General features: G+C 70.2%; 19 protein-coding genes. 10 read left to right on the top strand and 9 right to left on the bottom strand.

All coding sequences use genetic code 11. The features are described from left to right. Positions 1 to 360: 360 nt before the first annotated feature. Positions 361 to 2238: a lytic transglycosylase domain-containing protein gene (locus AC6JA9_RS32515; protein ID WP_497960788.1), complete on the bottom strand. Its 1878-nt coding sequence runs from the start codon at positions 2236 to 2238 to the stop codon at positions 361 to 363. A gap of 97 nt (positions 2239 to 2335) precedes the next feature. On the opposite strand from AC6JA9_RS32515, the gene AC6JA9_RS32510 reads away from it, so the two are divergent. Further along, positions 2336 to 3046: a hypothetical protein gene (locus AC6JA9_RS32510; RefSeq protein WP_473567649.1), complete on the top strand. Its 711-nt coding sequence runs from the start codon at positions 2336 to 2338 to the stop codon at positions 3044 to 3046. On the opposite strand, the gene AC6JA9_RS32505 is transcribed toward AC6JA9_RS32510, so the two are convergent. Continuing rightward, the gene (locus AC6JA9_RS32505; protein WP_473567647.1) at positions 3002 to 4597 is read right to left on the bottom strand and encodes a multiheme c-type cytochrome; all 1596 of its coding nucleotides are present in this window, start codon (positions 4595 to 4597) and stop codon (positions 3002 to 3004) included. The two genes, AC6JA9_RS32510 and AC6JA9_RS32505, sit on opposite strands and share 45 nt — an antisense overlap. 5 nt (positions 4598 to 4602) lie before the next feature. Next, entirely contained in the window at positions 4603 to 4986 is a 384-nt protein-coding gene (locus AC6JA9_RS32500) for a response regulator (protein ID WP_141332373.1), read from the bottom strand. Positions 4987 to 5157: 171 nt separating this feature from the next. Between AC6JA9_RS32500 and AC6JA9_RS32495 the strand changes: the two genes are divergently transcribed. From AC6JA9_RS32495 to AC6JA9_RS32470, 6 genes are all read left to right on the top strand, one after another. Beyond that, complete coding sequence (locus tag AC6JA9_RS32495; protein WP_267699864.1) at positions 5158 to 6804, top strand: mechanosensitive ion channel family protein; 1647 nt, start codon at positions 5158 to 5160, stop codon at positions 6802 to 6804. A 118-nt stretch (positions 6805 to 6922) separates the two neighbouring features. Further along, on the top strand, positions 6923 to 7525 hold the full coding sequence (locus AC6JA9_RS32490) for a hypothetical protein (RefSeq protein WP_473567643.1): 603 nt from the start codon (positions 6923 to 6925) through the stop codon (positions 7523 to 7525). 16 nt (positions 7526 to 7541) lie between these two features. Continuing rightward, positions 7542 to 8372, top strand: coding sequence for a hypothetical protein (locus AC6JA9_RS32485; protein WP_141332376.1), 831 nt, complete (start codon positions 7542 to 7544; stop codon positions 8370 to 8372). Positions 8373 to 8385: 13 nt separating this feature from the next. After that, positions 8386 to 8994, top strand: coding sequence for a penicillin-binding protein activator LpoB (lpoB, locus tag AC6JA9_RS32480; protein WP_223748205.1), 609 nt, complete (start codon positions 8386 to 8388; stop codon positions 8992 to 8994). Between the two features lie 46 nt (positions 8995 to 9040). Further along, positions 9041 to 10294, top strand: coding sequence for a COG3014 family protein (locus tag AC6JA9_RS32475; RefSeq protein WP_223748206.1), 1254 nt, complete (start codon positions 9041 to 9043; stop codon positions 10292 to 10294). A 31-nt stretch (positions 10295 to 10325) separates the two neighbouring features. Continuing rightward, positions 10326 to 11099, top strand: a complete 774-nt coding sequence (locus AC6JA9_RS32470; protein WP_223748207.1) for a ZIP family metal transporter — start codon at positions 10326 to 10328, stop codon at positions 11097 to 11099. A 61-nt stretch (positions 11100 to 11160) separates the two neighbouring features. Here the strand turns inward: AC6JA9_RS32470 and AC6JA9_RS32465 are convergent, their stop codons facing one another. Further along, the gene (locus AC6JA9_RS32465; RefSeq protein WP_223748208.1) at positions 11161 to 11544 is read right to left on the bottom strand and encodes a response regulator; all 384 of its coding nucleotides are present in this window, start codon (positions 11542 to 11544) and stop codon (positions 11161 to 11163) included. Between the two features lie 349 nt (positions 11545 to 11893). On the opposite strand from AC6JA9_RS32465, the gene AC6JA9_RS32460 reads away from it, so the two are divergent. The 3 genes from AC6JA9_RS32460 to AC6JA9_RS32450 all read left to right on the top strand — a co-directional run bounded on the left by AC6JA9_RS32460 (position 11894) and on the right by AC6JA9_RS32450 (position 14372). Beyond that, on the top strand, positions 11894 to 12331 hold the full coding sequence (locus AC6JA9_RS32460; RefSeq protein WP_141329280.1) for a CBS domain-containing protein: 438 nt from the start codon (positions 11894 to 11896) through the stop codon (positions 12329 to 12331). Positions 12332 to 12350: 19 nt separating this feature from the next. Further along, entirely contained in the window at positions 12351 to 13427 is a 1077-nt protein-coding gene (locus tag AC6JA9_RS32455; RefSeq protein WP_223748209.1) for a lysylphosphatidylglycerol synthase transmembrane domain-containing protein, read from the top strand. 75 nt (positions 13428 to 13502) lie between these two features. Beyond that, positions 13503 to 14372 (top strand): class I SAM-dependent methyltransferase, encoded by an 870-nt coding sequence (locus tag AC6JA9_RS32450; RefSeq protein ID WP_223748210.1) that lies wholly within the window; start codon positions 13503 to 13505, stop codon positions 14370 to 14372. Positions 14373 to 14388: 16 nt separating this feature from the next. Here AC6JA9_RS32450 and AC6JA9_RS32445 read toward each other — a convergent pair whose 3' ends face one another. The 5 genes from AC6JA9_RS32445 to AC6JA9_RS32425 all read right to left on the bottom strand — a co-directional run bounded on the left by AC6JA9_RS32445 (position 14389) and on the right by AC6JA9_RS32425 (position 21767). Next, complete coding sequence (locus AC6JA9_RS32445; RefSeq protein WP_483578530.1) at positions 14389 to 14886, bottom strand: hypothetical protein; 498 nt, start codon at positions 14884 to 14886, stop codon at positions 14389 to 14391. Positions 14887 to 14998: 112 nt separating this feature from the next. Then, a complete protein-coding gene (locus AC6JA9_RS32440) occupies positions 14999 to 16336 on the bottom strand; it encodes a TfuA-like protein (protein WP_483578529.1) in 1338 nt (445 codons plus the stop codon). Further along, complete coding sequence (locus tag AC6JA9_RS32435; RefSeq protein ID WP_497958338.1) at positions 16333 to 17592, bottom strand: YcaO-like family protein; 1260 nt, start codon at positions 17590 to 17592, stop codon at positions 16333 to 16335. The genes AC6JA9_RS32440 and AC6JA9_RS32435 overlap by 4 nt, the downstream gene beginning before the upstream one ends. Next, positions 17592 to 18236, bottom strand: a complete 645-nt coding sequence (locus AC6JA9_RS32430) for a hypothetical protein (RefSeq protein WP_141329272.1) — start codon at positions 18234 to 18236, stop codon at positions 17592 to 17594. Before AC6JA9_RS32430 ends, AC6JA9_RS32435 begins: the two co-directional genes overlap by 1 nt. A 72-nt stretch (positions 18237 to 18308) precedes the next feature. Further along, a complete protein-coding gene (locus AC6JA9_RS32425; RefSeq protein WP_497958337.1) occupies positions 18309 to 21767 on the bottom strand; it encodes a serine/threonine-protein kinase in 3459 nt (1152 codons plus the stop codon). Positions 21768 to 22420 lie beyond the last annotated feature (653 nt).

Below are 22420 nucleotides of genomic sequence, written 5' to 3'. Positions count from 1 at the left end.
GGGGTGGCGCGGGTGACTGGGTCCGGAGGGAGGCCCTGGCGTGAAGTGGACCCGGTGAGGTCCACGCGCGTGCCGCCGGCCCGCACGGACGTGTCTTCGATTTGAGACGTTCCGATTCCGTGGGACGGACGTCGCGTTACCGGGATGCTGGAGACCTGCCGTGGCGCTGGCTCCACGATGTTGCCGGAGGCCCGGGAAAGGTGTGTCCCGAGGCTGCTCGGAGCGAGGAGCGGGTCGGTGTCGGGCGGGAAGGGGTGGGTGAGCGCGCCGTTCCGCGAAATGGGCGAAGTCATGCGCCCACCCGATGCAATTCACTCGCCCGGCGTCATCGTGTCCGGAAGGCCCCTGTCGAGAAGGCGCTCACGGCGCGCTCAGCGAGAGGACCTTGCCCGTGGGGATGGTGCGGTGGTCCTTGATGTTGTTCCACCGCATGATGTCCTGGACGCTGACGCCGTAGCGCTGCGCGACGGACCAGAGCGTCTCGCCCTCGGCCAGCGCGTGCACCTTGCCGCTGCTCACGGGCTTGCCCGCGTTCGACGCGACCTGCCTGGCCACCACGACGGTGCCCGCGCGCTCCTGCACCTGCGCCGTGCCCTGGGGCCACACGTACACGAGCGAGCCCACCTGCAGCGTCGGGTTGCGCCGGCGCAGGTTGTTCCACTTCTTCAAGTCATCCACCGACACGTTGAACTTGGTGGCGATGACCCAGAGGCTGTCGCCGGACTGCACGCCGTACGTCACGCGCGTGCGGCCGTTGAGCGTCTCCGTCTTCACGGGGCCCGCGGCCACGGGGCCCTTGGGTGTGCCGGCCGGCACCTCGTCCTCGGGGCGGTGGGCCACGACGCCGCTGCGGCGGGCCTGGGCCACCTTGCTCGCGATGGCGCCGCCCGAGGCTCCGGCGGCCTTGCTCGCGGGGATGGGGATGACCAGGTCCGCGCCGAGCTTCAGCGTGCGCGCGCTCTTGAGCCGGTTCATCTGGAGGATGGCCTCGGAGGCCGTGCCGTAGCGCTCCGCGATTTGCGACAGCGTGTCGCCGCGCTTCACCTTGTGCACGCGGAAGGTCAGCCGCTCCGCGGGGGAGATGCGCTTGAACCCCTCGACGAACCGGGGGCCCGCGCCCTTGGGCAGCCGCAGCTTGTAGGGGTGCTTCGTGCTCGCGGGCGGCGTGCACCAGCGCTTGAGCTCCGGATTCAGGTCCTGCACGTCCTGGATGTTCACGCCCGCCGCGCGGGCCACCACGTCCAGGTCCGTGGCGTCGGTGAGCTCCACCTCGTCGAACTCCAGGGGCTGCTCGTAGTCGAACTCCTCGTCGGAGAAGCCAAACGCGGACGGGTTCTTCGCGACGAGCGCGGCGGCGATGAGCTTGGGCACGTAGTGCTTGGTCTCCTTCGCCAGGCCCTTCTCCTCGGAGAGCGCCCAGAAGTCGCGCGTGCCGTGGCGGTCAATCATGCGCCGCACGCGACCGGAGCCCGTGTTGTAGCCGGCCCATGCCAGATACCAGTGGCCCAGCTCCCGGTAGAGGTCCTTGAGATAGGTGGCCGCGGCGTGGGTCGCCTTGAGGGGGTCCCTGCGCTCGTCCACCCAGAAGTCCTGCTTGAGGCCGTACTGCTTGCCCGTGCTGGAGATGAACTGCCACGGCCCGGAGGCGTGCGCCCATGAGTAGGCGTGCGCGGAGAAGCCGCTCTCGATCATCGCCAGGTACACGGTGTCGAGCGGCATGCCGTGCTTCTCGAGGATGGGCTGCATCACCGGCAGGTAGCGCGCGGAGCGGGACATCCACTTGCGGAACCAGCGGCGGCCGGGCCCCTGGAAGAACTGGATGTACTGCGCGACCAGGGGCTGCATCTCCACCGGGATGTCGTAGCGGTCCTGGATGCTGCGGACGTCGAATGTGGCCAGGTTGGTGATGAGCGGGAGCTGCTCGGGAGAGTCGTCCTCGCGGAAGGTGGGCTCCTCGAGCGCGTCCAGCATGCGCATGCGCAGCGGGTTGGCGAGGCCCAGGCGTCGCAGCGACTGCATCACCTCGGCGCTCGGCTTCGCGGTGGGGTCCAGCGTCACGCTCTCCAGCGCGCGCATCTCCTCCAGCTCCGCGGACTCGGACTCGACGACCTCGCGAGTGGCCTCGGGCTCCTCGTCCGCGTCGTCAGGAGCGCCTGCGAGGGCGCGCGCTTCGTCGGCCTCGTCATCCCCCGGCGCTGCGTCGGTCGCGGGAGCCACCGGCTCCTGCTTGCTCGCCATGTCCGCGCCCGAGGTGCCCTCGTCCTTCACGTCCTTCGCCGCGTCGGCGGTGCCCGCGGCGGGAGGCGCGACAACGTTCGATGCGCCCTCGACCTTCGTGCCCTTCGCCACGGTCGTCGCCGAGGTCGAACCTGTAGAAGGCGAGGCGACCTCGGCTTTCGTGCCCGTCGCCGCCGTCGCGGAAGGCGAGCCCGTGGAGGGCGAGACACCCTCGGCCTTCGTGCCCGTCGCCGCCGTCGCGGAAGACGAGCCCGTGGAGGGCGAGATACTCTCGACCTTCGTGCCCTTTGCCACCGTCGTCGCGGAAGGCGAGCCGCTCGACGGCGATGCGCCCTCGACCTTTGCGCCCTTCGCTGAATCGGCCGTGCCTGCGCGCGACGGCTCGGTCGCCAGCCCGGTGGGGCGCGTGGCCGTGCCGCTGTCTGGCATGCTCGCCTGCGCGGTGGGAGCGATGGTGGTGGCCGTCGCGGGCGCGGGCTTCAGCTCAGCCGCGGCGGGCGCCGGCGTCTCGCTCGCGGCGAGCACGCGCATGCCGGCGGGAGGCGGCGGCATGGGTGGCGGCACTCCCGGCGAGGCGGGAAGCGAGGCCAGGTTCAGCACGAGGAGGCAGAAGGGCAGCATGCGGTCGCAAGAAGAGTGCGCCCAGAAGCAGGCGAAGCCCCAAGTATTCGCCCTTTTTCTTGACAGTCAAACAACGAGTCGCCCGGTATGGCCGAATGAAGCACCCACCGTGGGTGCGGCCAACCAGGCAAACGCTGCGGGTTTACGGCTTCGCGGGTTTCCGCTCGTCCGCCGGCTTGTCGGGTGACGCGGCGTCCAGGGGCTTCCCGTGACCCGGTCCCAGGATTCGCGGCAGGTACGTCGCGAAGTCGAAGTGCGGCGAGTTCTCCGGGTTGTGGCAGGTGACGCACAACGCTTCACCCGGCGACGCGATGATGTTGTCCGCGCTCGGCTCCTCCGAGTGCACGGAGCCAGGGCCATGGCAGCTCTCGCAGCCCACGTCCTCGCGCCCCGCCACCTTGTCCAACCGACACACGCCGTCCGGCTGCTCCCAGCCCGTCACGTGACAGCCCACGCAGTTGAGGTGGTGCTGCTTGCCCACCTCCTCCAGCGTCTGCCACGCGTGGTGGTGCTTGGACTTCTCCCAGACGGGGAAGCTCTCCTCGTGGCACGAGCGACACGGCTCGTTGCCCACGAAGCCCGCCTGTCCCTTCGCGGGAGCGGGGCAGTCCTGGCCGTGCTCCTTCGCCCACGCGAGGTTCAGCTTGCCCACCTCCGAGTCGTAGCGCGCCACCAGCGCCTGCGCGTCCGGCAGCGACGGCAGCCCCGACTCCAGCGGCACGAAGCGCACCGTGAAGCCATTGACGTCGGGCGACGCGGCGGGCGGCGCCGACACCAGCGCCTGCTTGCGCGCCACCAGCTCGTCGCGCTTGCCCTGCTTGAGCGCCTTGAGCTTCGGGTCGATGCCCGGGAGGTTGATCTCCTTGTCCAACAGCGCCGTGCGCTGCTCCAGTGCGGCCACCTCGCGCTCCAGGTCGGCCTGTCCCTTCTGGAGCGAGAAGCTCCCGGGCGCCTTCGCGTAGCTCAGGTCCACGCGCACCAGCGAGCGGCCCTTGCTCTGCGGCGCGACCACGGGGACCGTGGCCTTCACCAGCCGGTTCTGCTCGCCGCTCAGCTCGGACGCGGAGCGGGTGGCCACCAGCACATCCACCGCGAGCCCCGGCAGCTCCGCCGCCTTCTGCGCCTCCTCCAACGGCGCATCCAACAACCCCAGCACGAAGTCCGCGCCGTCCGAGCGGGCCTTCGCGCTCGCCGCCACCAACTGCTCCGGCGAGTCCGCCGCCACCACGCCCACCTTGCGAGGACCCGCGGGCAGGAGCTTCACCGCGCCGTCCGCCACCTCGGGCAGCCCCAATCCCTGACGGAAGGCCGCGCCGCGCGTGTCGTCCAGCGGGCCGGTGGCGCGCACCGACAGCCCCATCATCCGCATGGCGTCCGCGAGCGCCTTCGCCTTCAGCTCCTCCTGCGGCACCTGCCCGGGCTTGAGCGTCTTCTCCCCGAAGAGGCTGTTGCCGCCGTCCACATAGTGCACGGGCAGCGCGCCCCGGCGGGCCTCGCTCACCTGGAAGGCCGCGCGGGCGATGCCACCGCGCATGTTCTCACTGCAGCCACACGGGCCCAGGTAGCCCTGCGTGTCCGCGGAGACGAAGAGGATGGCGCCCGGCGAGGAGGCCGCGGCCGTGGGGGACGCGCCCGCCTCGGGTGTCTCGGGCGGGCGGGGAGCGGGGTCCGTGCGCCTGCAGCCTCCGAGCACCAGCACCAGGCCCCAGAGGGCGGCGACCAGGACGGGGCGCGGCATGCGAATCACCAGAGGATGCTCTGCACCAGCTCGTCGATCTTCTCGCCCATGGCCTCCAGCCCGTTCTCCTTGGAGAGGAAGCCGTCGGCGCCCACCTGCTCGGCCAGCTTGGACAGCTCCACGTCCGGGAGGCTGGAGAACAGGACGATGGGGATGTCCTGGGTGCCGTACTCGTTCTTCAGGGTGCGACAGATGTCGGTGCCCTTGGCCTCGGGCATGTGGATGTCCGTGAGGATGAGGTCCGGGCGCCAGGCCTGGAGCGTCTTCTCGAACTCCATCAGCGTGGAGGTGGCGACGACCTCGTAGCCGCGCGCTTCCAGCACGGCCTTCTCCATGGCGAGCGTGATTTCGCTGTCGTCAATCAGGAGGATTCTTCGCTTCTCGGACACGTCGACCTTCCTTGGGCGCCGTTTCTATCCTACCCCCAGCCGGCGCACCAACGCCTTTCCCACGGGGTGAGAGGGGTGGTGTCCCCGACGTCCCCCTCGGCGCCCCTCCGCCAGGGGGCCAGGCCCCGACTTCTTCCGGCAAAGGGGCCGAAAAGGAGTAAGGAGGGCCGCATGATGCACACAGACGGAAGGGCCTGGATGGCCCTCCTCGTGATGGGACTCGTCCTCGGGGCGCTGCCCGCCCAGGCGCTCAACTCGGGTCTGCCGCCACCCTCCGCGGCGATGGACCGCCAGACGCCCCATGCCACGGCGCAGGGCTTCCTGTCCGCCGCGCACCGGGGGGACTACGCCTCCGCGGCCCACTACCTGGACCTGGACTTCATCCCCAAGGCCCAGCAGCCCGAGCGCGGCGCCCAGCTGGCGCGCCGGCTCAAGTTCGTGCTGGACCGCAAGCTCTCCATCGACCTGTCGGCGCTCTCCAAGGCCCCCGAGGGAGACCCGGCCGACCCCCGCTTCGACCTGGTGGGCACCATCCCCCTGGACGGGGCCAACGTGAGCGTCCGGCTCCAGCGCGTGACGCAGGACGGCGCGCTGCTCTGGGTCTTCAGTGAGTCCACCGTCCGGCTGGTGGACCCCCTCTTCGAGGCGTACGGCCCCCGCGTGGCGGAGTGGCTGCCGCCGTTCTTCTTCTCCGGCACGGTGCTGGGCCTGGAGCCGTGGCAGTGGCTGGGCCTCCTGGTGGTGCTGCTCGCCTCGGTGGGGCTGTCGCTGCTCCTGGAGAAGGTGTCGCTGGCGTTCGGCCTGAGGCTGGCGCGCTGGACGAGCATCGAACTGGACGACCAGCTGGTGGTGGCGGGGAAGGGGCCCTTGCGGCTGCCGTTCTTCGCGGTGCTGCTGGCGGTGGGCACGTCCTTCCTGCTGCTGCCGCGCCCCACGCAGACGGTGTTCAACCGGGTGAGCTACTCGCTCATCATCGTCGCGGTGGCGTGGTTCATCCTGCGCTTCCTGCGGGTGTTCGCGGACTTCATCCAGAACCGGGTCAACTCCGAGAGCCGCGACCCGGCCCGGGCGCGCTCGCTGCGCACCCAGTTCGCCGTGCTGCGCGCGGTCTTCGAGGCGGCGACGTACGTGGTGGCCGCCGCGCTGCTCCTGATGCAGTTCGAGGTGGTGCGCAACGTCGGCGTGTCGCTGCTGGCCTCGGCCGGTATCGCCGGCATCGTGATTGGTCTGGCCGCGCAGAAGTCCATCGCCACGCTGCTGGCCGGCATCCAGCTGTCCATCACCCAGCCGGTGCGCATCGGCGACCAGGTGGTGGTGGAGACCGAGTTCGGCACCGTGGAGGAGATCACCCTCACGTATGTGGTGCTGCGCGTCTGGGACCAGCGCCGCATGGTCATCCCCATCACCTACTTCCTGGACAAGCCCTTCCAGAACTGGAGCAAGGTCAGCCCCGAGCTGCTCGGCGCCGTCACCCTCCAGGTGGACTACTCCACGGACGTGGACGCGCTGCGCGGGGAGCTCAAGCGCATCCTCGACAACGAGGCCAAGGCCCTCTGGGACGGCCGCGTGCAGACGGTGGTCGTCCTGGAGGCCCAGGACCGCACGCTCACCATCCGCGCGCTCGTCAGCGCCGCCAACCCGGACCGCCTCTTCGAGCTGCGCGCCCTGGTCCGCGAGAAGCTGGTCATCTTCCTCAGGGCCCACCCCCAGTGGCTGCCCTTCACCCGCACCGAGTCCCGGCAGGCGCCCCCCGTGCAGGTCGACCCCCAGCCGGACGCTCCCCAGGACGCCACCCCTCCGGGGCCTCGCGCTTCCTGAGAGAACGGCCCGGGCCCAAGGTGCGCTTGCCAGCCCGAGCGGTGTTTTGAATATTGGCGGGGGCCGGACGTCGGACGCAGTGGAATTTTCGCACCTACCGCATGTGGGAGTCTTCGAGATGAAGCGTCATTCCAGGTTGTGCGGAGCCCTCCTGTCGCTGGCCGTGGCGGCGCCGTTGACCGCGGCCGCGCAGGAACGTGGCCGCACGGATGGGCCCGAGGAATCCGAATATGGCAAGGGCGGCTACTCGGGTTCGAGCAGCACGGGCGTGTCGTTCCAGCTCGAGTGGGGCGCGGCCATCAACGACGAGGAGCCTCCCCGGGACGCGCCCGAGGGCCCCCCGCTCTACGTCGGCGCCACGGTGTCGTGGTGGGGCGCTGACTGGTTCGCGCTGGATGCCAACGTCACCTACGTCTTCGACGGCGGCCGCACCAACGTCATGGTGGGCCCGCGCTTCCGCAGCTGGGGCTGGCCGCTGGTGTTCTCGCTGGGCCTGAAGGCGGGCGCCATCTACACGCCCGACTACGTGGACGACTCGTCCGGCAGCGGGCGGGGCAACAAGGAGGAGCTGCACTTCGGCATCTCGCCCCAGGTGGGCGCGGAGGTGCTCATGGGCTCGCGCGACCGGGTGTCGCTCGGGTTGTTCTACACTCCGGACATTCCCATCGGCGGTGGCGGCGTGACGCACCGGTTGGGCATGGCCGTGGGTTATCGCTTCTAGAGGGGGAGGTCCCGACATGATTGCCCAAGTCCTCGCGGCGACCCTGGCGCTGGCGGCGAGCCAGTCGCCCGTCAGCCTGTCCACGGCGAATGGAAGCCCTCGAATCGCCCTGCCGTTCCCCGAAGGGAACGTGCAGACCTACAACATCATCCAGTGGGACCCGAACAACCTGCCGCGCATCTACGAGCGCTCGGACCAGCTGCCCCTGACGGACGAGGAGCTGACCAAGCTGTCCCAGGCGGGCTTCGAGCCGGCGGACCTGGTGAAGATGATTGAAGAGCGCCGCTGCGCGTGTGACGCGAGCGCGGACGGGCTCATCAAGCTGAAGAAGGCGGGCGTGGACAAGAAGGTGCTGGCGGCGGTGTCGCGCCACGGCATCACGCCCAACCGGGAGCTGGAGCTGCTCATCACCCTGGACTTCACGGGGGAGAGCCGCGTGGCGCGCGAGGCGTTCCTCTACTTCTTCGTGGAGGACGGGGACCTCACCCGCGTCTTCACGGCGAACATCTCGGAGCTGCTGCAGCGCCGCAACCGCCACGAGACGAACGTGGACCGCAGCGACATCCTGGTGGCGCGCACCGTGCGCCGGGTGCAGCTGGCCGGCCGCGTGCCCCTGAAGACGTACGGCAAGCACTCGGTGATGGTGGCCGCCAGCGCCAGCCCCACGCTCACGCATCCCTCCCAGCTCAACGCGCAGGAGCGCTCGAAGGCGCAGACGTACACCTTCGACTATCCGCGCGCCTCGCTGATGAGCCAGTGTCGCCTGACGGCCGGCTACCGTCGCGACGCGGTGCTCGCCTACAAGTGGAACTTCGAAGGCAGCCGCTTCGAATGCGAATGGAACTAGGAGTCACCGCACCATGAAGATTCATCGCCTGCTTCTGACCGCCTGCCTCGCCGCCTCGCTCGCCGCGTGTGGTGGCCCGCGTGCCTTCACGCGTGGCACGTACGAGGACCCGAACGAAATCGAGATGCTGTCGGACCAGTTCAACGAGAACGACCTGCAGCTCATCGCCAAGAAGATGGCGGAGTCGCTGGCCTCCTCGCCGCGCTTCTCCACGCCCCGGCCGGACGGCTCGCTGCCCATCGTCCTCGTGGGCAAGCTGAAGAACAGCACCTCCGAGCACATCGACATGCGCTCCCTGGGGGACAAGATCCAGACGGCGCTCGCGCAGACGGGCCGCTTCGCCATGGTGGACCAGGCCGCGCGCCAGGACATCGCGGAGGAGTACGAGTACCAGCAGTCCGGCTACGTGAACCCGAACGCGGCGAAGGGCCCCGGGCAGCAGGTGTCCGTGGACTTCCTGATGTCGGGTGACCTGGCCTCCATCATCCAGGAGGTCGGCCGCGACAAGCTCGTGTACTACAAGATGACCGCGAAGCTCAGCAACGTGCGCACCGGCCTCATCGAGTGGACGGACGAGAAGCAGATCCGCAAGAAGTTCGAGAAGCGCGGCGTGAGCTGGTAGCTCCGTCGACGGTGGCCGCCGGCTCGTGGTGAAGGCTCGACTGCTCATGATTCCTCTCCACCACCCTCCGGCGCGCCCCCGTGGTTGGGGCGCGCTCGCGCTGGTGAGCGCGCTGCTGTTGTCCGGCTGCGCGGGGGACTACGTGTCCCGCACGCGCGGCGTCCGTGAGTCGTATCAATCGGGGCGCTACAACGACGCCCTGGCCGAACTGGAGGCCCTGGCCAAGGACGGCTCGGCGAAGGACACGCTGCTCATCCTCTTGGACAAGGGGATGGTGCTGCACTCGGCCCGCAAGTGGGCGGAGAGCAACGCGGTGCTGGAGCAGGCCGAGAAGCTCAGCGCGCAGCTCGACGCCGTCTCCGTCAGCGAGGAGGCCGGAGCGCTGGTGACGAACGAGCGCCAGCGCGCCTACCGCGGCGAGGACTTCGAGAAGCTGATGATCTCCGTCATCCAGGCGCTCAACTACGCGGAGCTGGGCGACGACGAGGCGGCCATGGTGGAGGTGCGCCAGGTCAACGAGCGCCTCCAGAAGATGGTCGTCGAGGAGAAGAAGCCCTACCAGCAGCTCGCCATCGCCCGCTACCTGGGCGGCGTCATCCGCGAGGACCAGCGCGACTGGGACGCGGCCTACATCGACTATGCGAAGGCGTACGAGCTGGAGCCCCGGCTGGGCGAGCTCGCGGAGCCGCTGCTCCGACTGGCGAAGTACACCGGACGCGACCAGCTCTACGAGGAGCTGAAGGCGAAGTACCCGGGCGTCGAGCACCCTCCGCTGGCGCGGGACGAGGCCCAGATCGTCGTCGTCGTGGAGGCGGGGCTCTCCCCGGAGAAGCAGCCCGCGTCGCGCGACGTCAACGGCGGCAACCTCATCGAGGTGCCCGTCTACCGGGACCGGGGCAGCGCGCCGCAGGTGGGCGTGACGCTGGGCGAGCAGCACGTGCGCGCCGTCACGGTGACGTCCATGGCGGACGTGGCGAGGCTGCACCTGGACACGCGCATCGGCGGGATGCTGGCGAAGCAGATTGCCGGCGTGGCCGTGAAGGCGGGCCTGGCGGCGGGCGTGGGCGCGGCGACCAAGAGCGAGGAGCTGGGCGCGCTGGCCTTCCTCATCCTCAACGCCGGCAACGCGGCGGACCTGCGTTCCTGGCTTTCCCTGCCTGCGGAGTTCCAGGTGGCGCGCTTCCGGGTGTCGGCGGGGAGCCACGTGGTGCGGGTGGAGGGGGGCGGGAGGGTGTCGGAGCACACGGTGGACGTGAAGCCGGGACGGGTCGGGCTGTTGGTGGTGAGGCGCTACTACTGACGTGACGGATTTGTTGTAGGGTGCGCGCCCCATGTCGGTCCTGGCCACGGTGGCCCTCTACTCACTCATCGTCGTCATCGGCGCGCTGTTGGGCGCGCTGGTGGTGCTGTGGAACCAGCAGCAGACGCAGTTGGTCCGCTTCCTGGCCTTCGCCGCCGGCGTGATGTTGGGCGCGGCGTTCTTCCACATGCTCCCGGAGGCGTACGAGGGCGGAGGCTGGTGGGCCTTCGCGCTGGTGCCCGGGGGCTTCGTCTTCTTGTTGGTGCTGGAGCGCTACCTGGTGGCGCACGCGGGGGAGGACCTGCCCGGCGACCACATGTCCGGCCACGGCCGCCACACGGAGCCCGGTCAGGTGCTGGGGCTCACCGCGTTCCTCGGCCTGTCCACGCACACGCTGTTCGACGGAATCGCGCTGGGCTCGGCGGTGGAGGAGGGCGTGGGGTTGATGGCGCTCATCGCGATTGTCGCGCACAAGGTGCCCTCGGCGCTGTCGCTCGCGTCCATCCTGAAGACGGAGGGTCGCTCGAAGGGCTCCATCCTGCTGCTCTCCACGCTGTACGGGCTGATGGTGCCCGCGGGCGCGCTCATCTACTTCGGCTTCGACGCGGTGCTGCGCTTCGAGAGCATGGCGCCCAAGGCGCTCGCGTTCTCCGCGGGCACGTTCCTGTACATCGCCGTGTCGGACCTGCTGCCGCACGTGCACCGCCACGGCAAGGACCAGCCGGGCCGCAACGTGTTGGCGCTCTTCGTGGGCCTGGCGCTCATGTTCGCGCTGGCGCGGCTGGTGGGCCACCCGGCGCACTGAGGCCCTTGAGCCTCCCTGTCGTCGGGGAGGCTCGAGGAGGTGTTCGAGGTGGAGTGGCCGCTCACGCCGCCGCCGCCGGCATGGTGGGCGCGAGCGAGCCCCGCGACAAGCACCGGGTGATGCAGGCGAGCAGCTCGGTCAGGTCCCCGGACTTCCTCAGGAAGACGTCGCCCGAGAGGCTCGCGAGCCGCTCCATGCTGCTGTGGACGATGCGCGGGACGTGGCACAGCGTCTCGTCGGCGCGCAGGTGCCGGCACAGCTCCAGGCCGTTCATCCCCGGCATCGACACGTCGGTGAGGATGAGGTCCGGGGGCAGCGCCTGCGCCAGCGCGAGGGCCATCTCGCCGTCGCGGGCCGAGGCCACCTCCCAGCCCTCACCCCGGAGGGCCTCGGTGTAGATCTCGAGCAGGGTGGAGTCATCGTCGACGAGAAGGATGAGAGCCATTGCGGGTGTCTCCAGCAGAGGCGGCCTTGCCGCTGTTCCACTGTCCTGGTGACGCGCCAGGGTGGATGTGAATTCAAGCAGGAGGCCTTGGGCGCCACGCGACGGAGGTGTGATGTCCGTCGCCGGTGTGGAAGCCGCGGGAGCGCCAGGTGAGCAACCTGCCGGGCGCTCGTGGTTGACACTTCCGGTTTCGAGCGTCGGGCCCGAGGGTGAGACAGCGCCGGCCCCTTGCCCGTCTGTCCGCCCTGTCGCTGCGCGAACGGGGGCGAGGGTGCACCCTCGGGAATAGTCGGCCCGAGAAACGCGAGGTGTGCGGCAGCTCGTGGACCGACGGGGAGGCGGACACGTCATGCTCACCGTGGGCGACCTGATGACCCGGGATGTCGTCACGCTGGACGAGACCGATGACCTGGTCCGAGTGGACGACCTGTTGAAGCTCCATCACATCCGCCACCTGCCCGTGGTGCGCGACGGCCGGCTGGTGGGGATGGTGAGCCATCGCGACCTGCTCCGCGCGCTGTCGCGGCAGCTCGCGGCTGCAGGCCACGAGCCCATCTCCGTCACCCGGCTCATGTCACGGGATGTGGAGATGGTGCGGCCGGACCTGCCGGTGCGAGAGGCCATCTACAAGCTCCTGGACCATCGCTTCGGCTGTCTGCCCGTGGTGGACCGCGAGCGCAGGCTGGTGGGCATCATCACCGAGGCCGACTTCATGCGCATGGCCGCGCGGCTGCTGACGGCCGCGGAGGCCCGTCGGGAAGACGCGACGGAGGCCTCCGCTCACTAGGGCGGGCTGGTGCGCGCGCATGCACGAGGACGCCTCCATGTCGGGTGACGGCTCCGCGCGCGACCCGTCGGAGCCCGCCTCTGGCCGACACAACGTGTGGGGCTGGTTGCCGGGCGTGGTGCTGCTGGTCGCCTTCACGGTGTTCGTGGTGCTGCGCTTCGGGGAGGAGAAGCAGTTCGCCCAGATGCTCCAGCGCGCGAGGCCGGAGTGGCTGCTGGTGGGCGTGGCGCTCCAGTTCCTCTCGTACCTGACGATGGCGGGATGCTGGCGGGTGGTGCTGGAGGTGGAGGGCGTGAAGGCGCCCTGGCTGCGCACCGCGAGCCTGGCCTTGATGAAGCTCTCGTTCGACCAACTGGTGCCCACCGCGGGCATCGGCGGCTCGGTGGTGGTGATGAAGGGGCTGCAGCGGGAGGGCGCGCCGCCCCGGGCGGCCACGGGCGCGCTGCTGGTCGACATGGTGTCCTTCTACCTGGCGCACGCGGTGGCCGTGGCGGTGTCCATCTTCATCCTCTGGTATCGCGCGTCGCTGCACGCGGCCCTCCTCGGACTGGCCACGGCCTTCGCGGTGCTCGCGTGCGCGGTGCCGTTCGGCATCCTCTGGCTGACGCGGCATGGTGGGTGGCGACCGCCGCGCTGGGCACGCCGCATCCCGGGGCTCACCTCGCTGCTCGAGTCCATCTCCCAGGTGTCGCCCGCGCTGGTGCGGGACACCTGGCTGTTGGTCCGAGCGAGCGCGTTCCAGCTCGCGACCTTCGCGCTGGATGCGCTCACCTTGTCGTGCATGTTCCAGGCGGTGGGGCACCCGGTGGACTTCGCCGCCGTGTTCGCCGCGTTCATGCTGGCGACGCTGGTGATGACCCTGAGCATCATCCCCGGAGGCGTGGGCACGTTCGAGGCCACCGCGGTGGGGACGCTGTCGTCGCTGGGCGTGCCGGTGGAGGTGGGGCTCACCGCGGTGATGTTGCTGCGCGGGTACACGCTGTGGCTGCCGCTGCCGCTGGGCATGGTGCTCCTGCGTCGGATGTTCGGGGGGCGCCTGCGCGAGGCGATGTCGGAGCGCTCGTCGCTGGTGTCACCCACGCACGAGCCCGCGTGAGGGCGAGGCACGCTTTGACTTGGCTTTCGAGCCGGAGGACCGGAGGATGCGCGCGCCCGAGCGGGCACGCCTCCCATGGAAAAACGCACTGACTGGTACGAGCACCCCGAGTATTACGAAGCCATCTTCGGCACCGACACCGTGCGAGAGGTGGACTTCCTCCAGGCGCTGAGCGAACGGCACGGCACGGGGGGCAAGCAGTGGCTGGAGCCCGCGTGCGGCGCCGGTCGCCTGGTGGCCGAGGCCACGAGCCGGGGACTGAAGGTCACCGGTTACGACATCTCCGAGGCGATGCTCGCGCATGCGCGCAAGCGGCTGACGCCCGCGCGCCGCCGTCAGGTGAAGCTCTCCGTGTCGCGCATGGAGGAGTTCTTCGAGCCCTCGCTGGAGGGCAAGGTGGACGTCGCCCACAACCTGGTCTCCACCTTCCGCTACCTGGACAGCGAGGCGGCGGCGCTGGCGCACCTGAAGGGGACGCGGCGGCTGCTCAAGCCCCAGGGGCTCTACGTGCTGGGCTTCCACCTCACCGACTACGCGCGCACGTCGGCCGAGCACGAGCGCTGGCTGGGGAAGGTGGGCAAGGACAAGGTCGTCTGCAACACGCACGAGGGACTGCCGGACCGGCGAGCCCGCCGCTCGCCCATGCGCAACCGGCTGCGCATCACCGGGCCGGGGAAGGACTGGCTCATCGAGACGACCTGGTTCTTCCGGACGTACGACGCGGCGCAGGCGAACCGGTTGTTCCGCAACGCGGGCCTGCGCGTGGTGGCGGCGTATGACTTCGACTACGACCTGAGCACGCCCGTCGAGCGAGGCAGCCGCCGGTTGGACCGGGTCTTCGTCCTGCAACCGGTGCCCTCGGAGGGCTCGGTGGTGGAGGTGAAGAAGCCCTCGGCGGATGCGCGGAAGAAGGTCGCGCGTCGCGCGAGCGCTCCGCGGAAGTAGCCGGCGACGGAGCGCGTCAGGACGGGACGACGGGGCGGAGGGGGCAGTCGGTGCCGCAGGGGCCCTCGGTGTAATCGAGATGGACCCCTGTGAGGCCACAGTGCTTGCACCCCTCCCCGCCGCAATCGGGGCATTCCACCGTGCCGAAGTCGTGATGCGCTTTCAGGTGTTCGAGGACGCAGATGGCCATGGGCCTCTCCGGGTCCGCCCCCTCCATCGAGTACTTCGATGCGAGCACTCGCACCATCATGGTGAGATTCTCGTCCGCGCGGTTGTCGCGCCACACCGCGATGAGGCGCAGGATGACCTCGGTACAGGCCACCGCCACCAGGACGACCAGCAGGAGGCTCAGGAAGCTCTTCACTGGAGGAGCCAGCTCGTGGCCGAAGACCACGATGGGGTCCTGCCAGGCGATGAGCAGGGCGGCGACGATGGGCGTCCCCACCAGCATCTGCCCCCACTGCTTGAAGAAGCCGGGCCTGGGTGATTCGCGCTGCTCCTCGGGTGCGTCCATCGGATGTTCCCCCTGTGCCAAACCCCTCGCGCCGCCGAGCGCGCGCGGGGTCTAGCACGGGCTTTGGGTGAACCCGGTCATGCAAGATTTGCGGGGGGAGGTCCAATCCCTCTCAGGCCGCGGCGCCCGCCTTCGTGAGGACGTAGCAAAGCTCACGCAGCGCGGCCCTGCGCATGGAGGCCACGTCGGCGAAGCCCTCGTCGCGCGCGGCCTGCTCCAACTGCGAGGGCACCATGCGCCCCTGGTTCTCCTCGAAGTACCAGGCCCACAGCGCGCCCTCGGTGATGCCCGCGTCCTCCAGCTTGGGCAGTGAAAGCCCCGCCGCGTCGAGCACCTGCTCCTTGTCGCGCGCGCGTTCCAGCAGGGTGGCGTACTCGCCCGTCAGTCGCAGGTGGTCGGCCAGGTGCCGCAAGACATCCGGCTCCATGAGCGCCTCCACCCAGCGCACATGGGACTCGTCCCGCAGCAGCCGGGCGACGTCGTCCACGTGCTGCTCCGTCTTCCACCGCTCGAAGGACTCCGGCGTGAGGTGCCGCTCGTGGCTCAGCGCCTCCTTCGTCGCGTGCAGCTCCCCTGCATCCGGGACGCGCCCCAGCCGTCTTGCCTCCTCCACCGCGAGCGCTCGCGCCATGCTCGCCCGTCGCGCGTCCTTCAGCTCTCCGCGCAGGCGAAGCTCATCGAGGAGCGCCTCGATTCCCACGCCATCCGAGGCGCGTGCCGTCTGTCGAAGCGGCTGCCGCGCCGCGCGCCGTCGCGCCTCCTCCCACGCATCCGTGTGCTGGAAGGGGAAGCGGGTCTCCTTGGGCGAAAGGCCCGCCTCCACGCGCGCGCGAATCATGCGCAGCATCGCCACCGCGTCCGCGCGCTTCACATCCACGCGCCCCTTCGGCAGCCAGGCCTCCAGCGCCTCCACTTCCGCGCGGGGAAATCCGGACAGCAGCTTCGGCCACGCGCGCTCCACGTAGAAGAGCGCCTTGGCGCGCTGCTCGAGCGAGGCGCGAACAGGCTCGCTCACCGCACCCGCTGCCTGCGCCGCCGCGAGCGTGGCGCGGATGTTGACCATCGCCTCGGACAGGGGGCGCCAATCATGCTCGGCGCTCGCGTGCGCCACCGCGACCTCGTCATCGTCCTCCAGCACGCCTTGACGGAAGTCCTCGAAGACGGAGCCCACGCCCTCCATTCCGAAGGTGGCCAGCTCCGCGGCCCGCAGCGCCCCCATGCTCGAGGCCCCGAAGACGTGGATGCCCTCTGACATCGCCCAGAGGAGCTCCTTGTGCCAGACCGCCGGCACGTGCTCGAAGAACCCGTCGATGATGCCCAGGGCCACCGGCTTCTCGCACGCCGCGCGGTAGACATCGCCCTGCTGAGCGGGAGGCAGGTACACCGCGTCGAGCTCCAGCTTCGCCTCCTCGGCGCGCAGCGTGGGGCCGGTGAAGATGAAGACCTTCATCGCGCGTCTCCGCGCATCATCTGCCGTGCCCTTGGGCCTGGCTGATATCCGGGCGCCTCGTGCGTCGTCTCCAGTCCCGGCACCACCACCCGCACGACGGGCAGCCCCAGCTCCGGCTTCGTCAGGTCCACCGCCACCACCTGGCTTGCGCCCACCGAGCGCACCCTCGCGAGCACCCACGCGAGGTCCTCCTCGAACGTGTCCGCGTCGTGATGGGGCGCTTGTTGGAACTCCCGCACCGCGGGATCCTCGGCCAGCCGCTTGCGCAGTCGCTCCGCCGTCACGCCCTCGCGCGCGGCCTCGTACGCCTTGCGGTGCAGGTCATCTCGTGCCCCGCTGATGCGCGTGAGTCGACTCTGCGCGGCCTCCGTCAGGGCGCGCAGCAGGGCCACCGCTCGCGAGGGATGACAGCCCATGCCACCCGCCACCGCGACGGGGCGCAGCGGCTCGGGCTCCCGGTCGACGATGTAACAGCTGAACGCGGGCACTCCGATGTCGCTCGTCGTCTCCCAGACGCCCACGGCCATGCCCGCGCGCTCGTAGAGGTCCAGCACGTGGCGACATCCGGCGTCGTCCACCGAGTCGAGTTTCAGTCGCGTGCCGGCCTGCGCCTGCTCGCCACGCACCTGCCAGAGCGCCGTCGCGTCGCGCTCCACCACTTCACACAGCCCATGCAGCATCGCCTCGAGCACGTGGTTGCCGGAGGCCAGCCCATTGCTGCTCATGAGGAACGCGCCGCTCCCCGTGGGCAGCGGCAGCGTGAAGTCCGTGTGCACCAGGTCGAAGGGCAGCCACAGCGGGCCCGAACCCAGCAGGTCCACGCCCTCCACCCAGAGCGTGCGCCAGTTGGGATGGAACAGGCTCACCGACAGGCGAGGCAGCCTGTCCACGTCGACCACGGGCGCGCGGAAGCGCAGCTCGTTGTACGTGGCCAGCTTCAGGGGCAGGGTGACGTGCTCGGCGTGGTACGCCTCCACCGACTCCATCAGCCCGGACGCCTTCGCCGCGGCGAGGCTCGTGCCCTTTCCCTGCGACACCGCCAGCGAGCGCGCGTTGGGCCGCGTCACCATCACCACCGGGAGGCCAATCGTGTCCAACCCCGTGACGTTGGCGACGCGGGTGATGCCCATGACGGGCATGAGCCGTTGCACGCGCTCCAGCGTCTGCTCGGGTGTCATCACCCGGTGGGTCCCCTGGCGGAACTGCTTGGACGTCCCGGGGGACGCGCTGCCGGTGTCGAAGTTGAAAGGGCGCATCAAGGCTGGGGGTCGGGATTGCGGTAGACGGGGCCCTGCTCGCCGGCCTTCAGGTTCGCGCCCGGGCTGTAGCTCAAGAGGATGCTGTTGAGGTTGAGCAGGAAGCAGGTGATGGGCTCGGCGGCGTCGGACAGGTTCTCGGCCGCCGTGCTCGTGGGCGCCGCGACGTAGGCGGGCACCGGGAGGTTGGCGACCACCGTCTCGTTCTTCAGGAGCGTTTCCAGATCTCCCGTCAGGCTCTTGTCCTTGGGGGACAGCTTCTGGGCCTTCTGCCACTCCTCGGGCTTGAGCCAGTAGATGTTCCCGTCCGGCGCGTAGATGAGCAAATCCGACTGGTCCACCGAGCACTCCAGGCGGGCCTCGATGCGGGGGAACTCGGTGTCGTTGTTCTTGGGCGCGGCGATGACGGTGGCGGGCTTGATGTTGTCATCCAGTCCGGAAATCTCGAGGACGTCCGGCGCCGGCTGGGAGAGGCCGATGGAGCCGTCGCTGCCCTCGATGCGGAAGTTCATCTTGCTGGTCACGTTCTCGGGCAGGTTGGGACTGCGCGACGGGACGCCCCACACGGTGACCTGGGTGGAGAAGCCCTCCAGCAGCGTGACGCGCTCGGGCTTGAAGAAGAAATACACATACGGGCCTGCCATGCGCACCTCGGAGACAAGGCCACGGGCCCCGAGGCCCTGGCGGGTGGAAGGAAGCACCTGCGGTCAATCCAGTTACAGATAGCAGAGCCGCCGGGCCGACTCACAGGCCTGGAGGAGCGCGCTCCGCGCTTCCTCCTCCCGACCCGCGTCCGCCAGCGCCAACGCCTGCGTCAATCCCTGCGTGAGCACGTCCGGCTGCCGCTGCTGGTGGGCCTCGAGCATCGCCCGGGCCTGCTCCAACGCCTGGGGCAGCGCCCCTTCCGAGAGCTCCACGGCGAGCAGGGGCCAGCGCGCGAGCCATTGGAAGGGGTACACGAGCGAGAGCGCCTGCCACAGCCGCAGCGACTCCGTGGCGGCCTGTCTCGCCGAGACGAGGTCCCGGGCGCGCGAGGCCACCCAGGCCCGGGTGGCGTGCGCCGCGCCCAGGTAGTCCGACATGCCGGAGCGAGTCGCCAGCTCCAGCGTACGCTCCGTCGCCTCGCTCGCCTCCGCCACCCGCTCCCTCAAGCGGAGGATGACGGTGAGGTAGGTGAGGCAGCGCGTCTGCAACGTCACGTCTCCCTGCCGCTCGGCTCCGCGCAGGGACTCCTCCATCCAGCTCTGTGCCTCATCCAGCGCGCCATGGAAGAGCAACACCATGGCGACCACGCACCGGGCCCCCGCGTGCTCCGCTTCCCCCTCGGACTCCAGCGCCGCTTCCGCGTAGGCCCGGGCGTGGGCCACGGTCTCTGTCGATGCTCGATAGCGTTCGCTGCGCAGTTGCATCTGCACCAGCGAGTTGAAGAACCGCGCGCGCTGCAGCGGCGTGCCGTGGGCCTTCATCACCGGACGCACTCCCTCCACCAGGGCCCGCATCTCGTCGAGCTGGGCCAGCCAGTAGTGCACGGTGATGCGCTCACCCTGCAGCTGCACCCACTCGTGCCACCACGCGGCCTCCACCTGCCCGGGCAAGGAGGAGACGCTGTCGGGCATGGGACCCAGCTCGGCCTGGGCCTGGGCATACACCCGCAGCGCTTCCTCGTTCTGATGGTGCGTCTGCAAGGACTTGCCCACCTTCCGCAACACATTGGCGCGACGGACACGCTGGGTCTGCTCAATCCGTGCCAGGGCGTGGAGGAAGGCCTGACGCGCGGCCTGCTGTCGTCCGGTCAGCGCGAGCACCTCACCCAGCGATTCCCAGACGACATCCAGCGCCACCTGGGGCGCGTCCGGGCCGGACGCATGCGCGTTCCCCGAGGACGCCGCGGCCTCGCGCAGCGCGGACTCGTAGAAGGAGATGGCGTCACCATTGGCATACGCCGCGCGCGCCGCGTCCGCCGCCCGCGCGAACCAGCCGCTGGCCCGCTCGGGCACTCCCGCGCGGGACCAGTGGTGGGCGAGCCCCGCGGCCAGCGGCGTCAGGCCCGAGGGTGAAGTCGCGCCTTGCGTCTCCAGTCGCTCCGCGCAGCGATGGTGCAGCGTGCGTCGGCGCGGGTCCGGGATTCGCGCGTAGGCCACCTCGCGCAGCTTGTCGTGCACGAAGCGCAGCCGGCCTCCTTCGGACTCCTCCAGCACCTGCCGACGCCGCAGCTCCTCCACGGCCTCCGCGCTCGCGCCCTCCGGCAGCGCGGCGGCGGACAGCAGCAGCTCTTCATCCAGCTCGCGCCCCAGCACCGAGGCGACCTCCGCCAGCGCGCGCCCGTGCTCGCCCAGGTCCGACAGGCGCCGCTCGATGAGCTCGGCGATGCTGCCGGGCAGGGGCAGGGGCCGGCCGCCGGCGCTGCCTTGCGCCTCGAAGAGCCACTCGCCGGACGGCGCGCGGAAGAGCAGGCCCGCGTCGATGGCGGCGCGCAGGTACTCCGCGATGAAGAAGGGGTTGCCGCTCGTCTCGTGCACCAGCGCGTCGACGAAGGGCTCGGGCACCTCGCGCAGCGCGAGCATGCCGCGCACCATCTGCCCCGCGCTCCTCGCGTCCAGCCGGCCCACCTCGACTCGCACCGCGTCGGACGCGCCCACCACCTCGCGCAGGGCCTGCCCCATCTGGTCCATCCGGTAGGTGCCCACGAGCAACACCGGCCGCTTCGCCAGGTGCCGCGCGTCCAGCTCCAACAGGAAGCTCAGCGTCAGCTCGTCCGCCCACTGCAAGTCATCCAGCACCAGCAGCAGCGGCTGCGCCTCCGCCAGCGCGCACAGCGTGTCGCGCAGCGCCGATAACACGCGCAGGCGCGCCTCCTGCGCGGGCAGGGCAGGGGGCTCGGGCAGCTCGCGCTGACCGGGCAGCTGCGACAAGGACGGCTCGTACGCCTCGAGCACGCGGCCCCGTGGACCGAGCAGCCGCGCCGACTCGGCCGCGCCGCGCTCGTTGCAGCGGTCCGCCACCGCGAGCAGCAGCGGACGCAGGGGTTGGAGGGGCGCGGCGTGTAGATCCGTGCCGCCCTCGCCCATGGCCACGCACTCGCCCGTCACCACCGCCATGCGCCGCCAGCCCGCCTCCGCCGCCAGCTCCAGCGCCAGCCGCGTCTTGCCCGCGCCGCTCTCTCCGCCGAGGAAGACCCGGCCGCCCTGTCCGCGCGACGCCGCGTCGAGCGCCGCCAGCAGCCGGCCCAGCTCACCACCGCGTCCCGACAGGTCCGGCCGATACAGATAGGCCGGCGTCCGGGGCGCCGCGGCGGCGCCCTCCTCACCATGCTCCGCGCCCAGGGCCTCGAGCGCGGACGACACGTCCTCCGCGTACCCGGGCCGCTCCTGGGGGCGCTTGGCGAGCAGCCGCAACACCAACGCGTCCAGCGCCGCGGGCACGCCCTCCACGCGCAGGCCCGGCGGCACGGGCGTCAGGTGCAGGTGCTGATGGGGCAGCGGCCCCTCTCGGCCGGGGACGAAGGGCGGCCGTCCCGTGAGCTGCTCGTAGAGGATGCAGCCCAGGGCGTAGAGGTCCGCCCGCGCGTCCACGTAGTCGCCCCGGAGCTGCTCCGGCGCCATGTACGTGTCGCTGCCCACCACCACGCCGCTCACGTCCAGCGTCTCGCGCCCCCGTGAGCCGCCGAAGCGCGCGGCGATGCCGAAGTCCACCAGCACCGGCGTCCCATCCGGACGCAGGAAGACGTTCTCCGGTTTGAGATCCCGGTGCACCAGCCCGTTGCCGTGCAGGAACGCCAGCGCCGAGCACAGCCGCCGGGTCAGGTTGAGCGTTGTCTTCAGCCGCTCGCGGTCCAGCGCTCCCGTCCCCGGCGCGGGCGTGGCCAGCCGCAGCGTCTGTCCCCGGAGCAGCTCCATGGCGTACCAGGGCAGCCCCCGCGTCACGCCCTCCGCGACGATTCGCACCACGCCCGGATGCCGGAGCCGGCGCAACGCATGGATTTCCCGACGGATGCTGGCCAGCGGAACCTCCGAGGCCGCGCGCACCGTCTTCACCGCCACCGCCTCGCCCGTCTCCGGATGCTGCCCCCGGTAGACGACGCCCATGCCCCCCTGCCCGAGCACCTCGAGCAGCTCGTACGGACCAATGGTCGCCCCCACCCCAGGCAGCGTGGGAAGCCGAGAAAAATCCGTCATAAGGGGCGTCAAGCATAGCGAGCCCCCCTCACACGTCCCATCTGCGTCGCTTTGGGACGCGGCTGCGTACCAGTTGGACGCGGATTCGGGCCTCTGGAGGCCCCTTTCGGAGCCAAACCCGTGAAAAGACGTGAAATGCGTGTCTGGCATGAATCACGCATGGGATTCCGACGCGGCGCCACGGGAAACCGGGTGCCCAGCCGTCAGCGAGGTTCGGGAACGCGGAAGGAGGGGCCGCTCCTTCCGCGTTCTTCATCTCCGCTACACTGCCTCCCCTCCGATGCGGCCCTTGGCGGGTACTCTCGGATGGCACCGGACGGAGGCGAGTGGATGCACGAGGAGATGCCGCAGCTCATGAGCGCGCTGCGGGGGGCGAAGGATTTCGAGACCGCTGCGACCACCACCCTCAAGCACATGTTGGCCGTGGCGCAGGACGCCGTTGCGTCCAGTCGGTACGCAGCCCGAGCCCGCGTGCTTCGCGGAATCGTCCACCTGCGCCCGGGGGAAGCCTATCGGCGCCTGGCCGCGCTGGATGTGGGCGCTACTGAGATTACGGATGCGAGTGTGGGGACGCCCTTCTTCACGTCGGCGACGGCGTGGCGGGCGGTGGTGGAGCATCGCTGCGCGGTGTCCATCGACGTCAACGTGGGCAC

Source organism: Myxococcus sp. MH1 (assembly GCF_059738865.1).
Note: the sequence above shows the minus strand (reverse complement) of the source record. Positions and strands in the feature narration are given on the sequence as shown.

What these genes read in the sequence shown, in the direction of transcription:
- AC6JA9_RS32435 (WP_497958338.1), bottom strand. Translation starts at nt 17,592, where the DNA reads ATGCGCCCTTTCAACTTCGACACCGGCAGCGCGTCCCCCGGGACGTCC.
- AC6JA9_RS32475 (WP_223748206.1), top strand. Translation starts at nt 9,041, where the DNA reads ATGATTCCTCTCCACCACCCTCCGGCGCGCCCCCGTGGTTGGGGCGCG.
- AC6JA9_RS32425 (WP_497958337.1), bottom strand. Translation starts at nt 21,767, where the DNA reads ATGACGGATTTTTCTCGGCTTCCCACGCTGCCTGGGGTGGGGGCGACC.
- AC6JA9_RS32490 (WP_473567643.1), top strand. Translation starts at nt 6,923, where the DNA reads ATGAAGCGTCATTCCAGGTTGTGCGGAGCCCTCCTGTCGCTGGCCGTG.
- AC6JA9_RS32470 (WP_223748207.1), top strand. Translation starts at nt 10,326, where the DNA reads ATGTCGGTCCTGGCCACGGTGGCCCTCTACTCACTCATCGTCGTCATC.
- AC6JA9_RS32430 (WP_141329272.1), bottom strand. Translation starts at nt 18,236, where the DNA reads ATGGCAGGCCCGTATGTGTATTTCTTCTTCAAGCCCGAGCGCGTCACG.
- AC6JA9_RS32505 (WP_473567647.1), bottom strand. Translation starts at nt 4,597, where the DNA reads ATGCCGCGCCCCGTCCTGGTCGCCGCCCTCTGGGGCCTGGTGCTGGTG.
- AC6JA9_RS32440 (WP_483578529.1), bottom strand. Translation starts at nt 16,336, where the DNA reads ATGAAGGTCTTCATCTTCACCGGCCCCACGCTGCGCGCCGAGGAGGCG.
- AC6JA9_RS32515 (WP_497960788.1), bottom strand. Translation starts at nt 2,238, where the DNA reads ATGGCGAGCAAGCAGGAGCCGGTGGCTCCCGCGACCGACGCAGCGCCG.
- AC6JA9_RS32450 (WP_223748210.1), top strand. Translation starts at nt 13,503, where the DNA reads ATGGAAAAACGCACTGACTGGTACGAGCACCCCGAGTATTACGAAGCC.
- AC6JA9_RS32465 (WP_223748208.1), bottom strand. Translation starts at nt 11,544, where the DNA reads ATGGCTCTCATCCTTCTCGTCGACGATGACTCCACCCTGCTCGAGATC.
- AC6JA9_RS32495 (WP_267699864.1), top strand. Translation starts at nt 5,158, where the DNA reads ATGATGCACACAGACGGAAGGGCCTGGATGGCCCTCCTCGTGATGGGA.
- AC6JA9_RS32455 (WP_223748209.1), top strand. Translation starts at nt 12,351, where the DNA reads ATGCACGAGGACGCCTCCATGTCGGGTGACGGCTCCGCGCGCGACCCG.
- lpoB (WP_223748205.1), top strand. Translation starts at nt 8,386, where the DNA reads ATGAAGATTCATCGCCTGCTTCTGACCGCCTGCCTCGCCGCCTCGCTC.
- AC6JA9_RS32485 (WP_141332376.1), top strand. Translation starts at nt 7,542, where the DNA reads ATGATTGCCCAAGTCCTCGCGGCGACCCTGGCGCTGGCGGCGAGCCAG.
- AC6JA9_RS32460 (WP_141329280.1), top strand. Translation starts at nt 11,894, where the DNA reads ATGCTCACCGTGGGCGACCTGATGACCCGGGATGTCGTCACGCTGGAC.
- AC6JA9_RS32445 (WP_483578530.1), bottom strand. Translation starts at nt 14,886, where the DNA reads ATGGACGCACCCGAGGAGCAGCGCGAATCACCCAGGCCCGGCTTCTTC.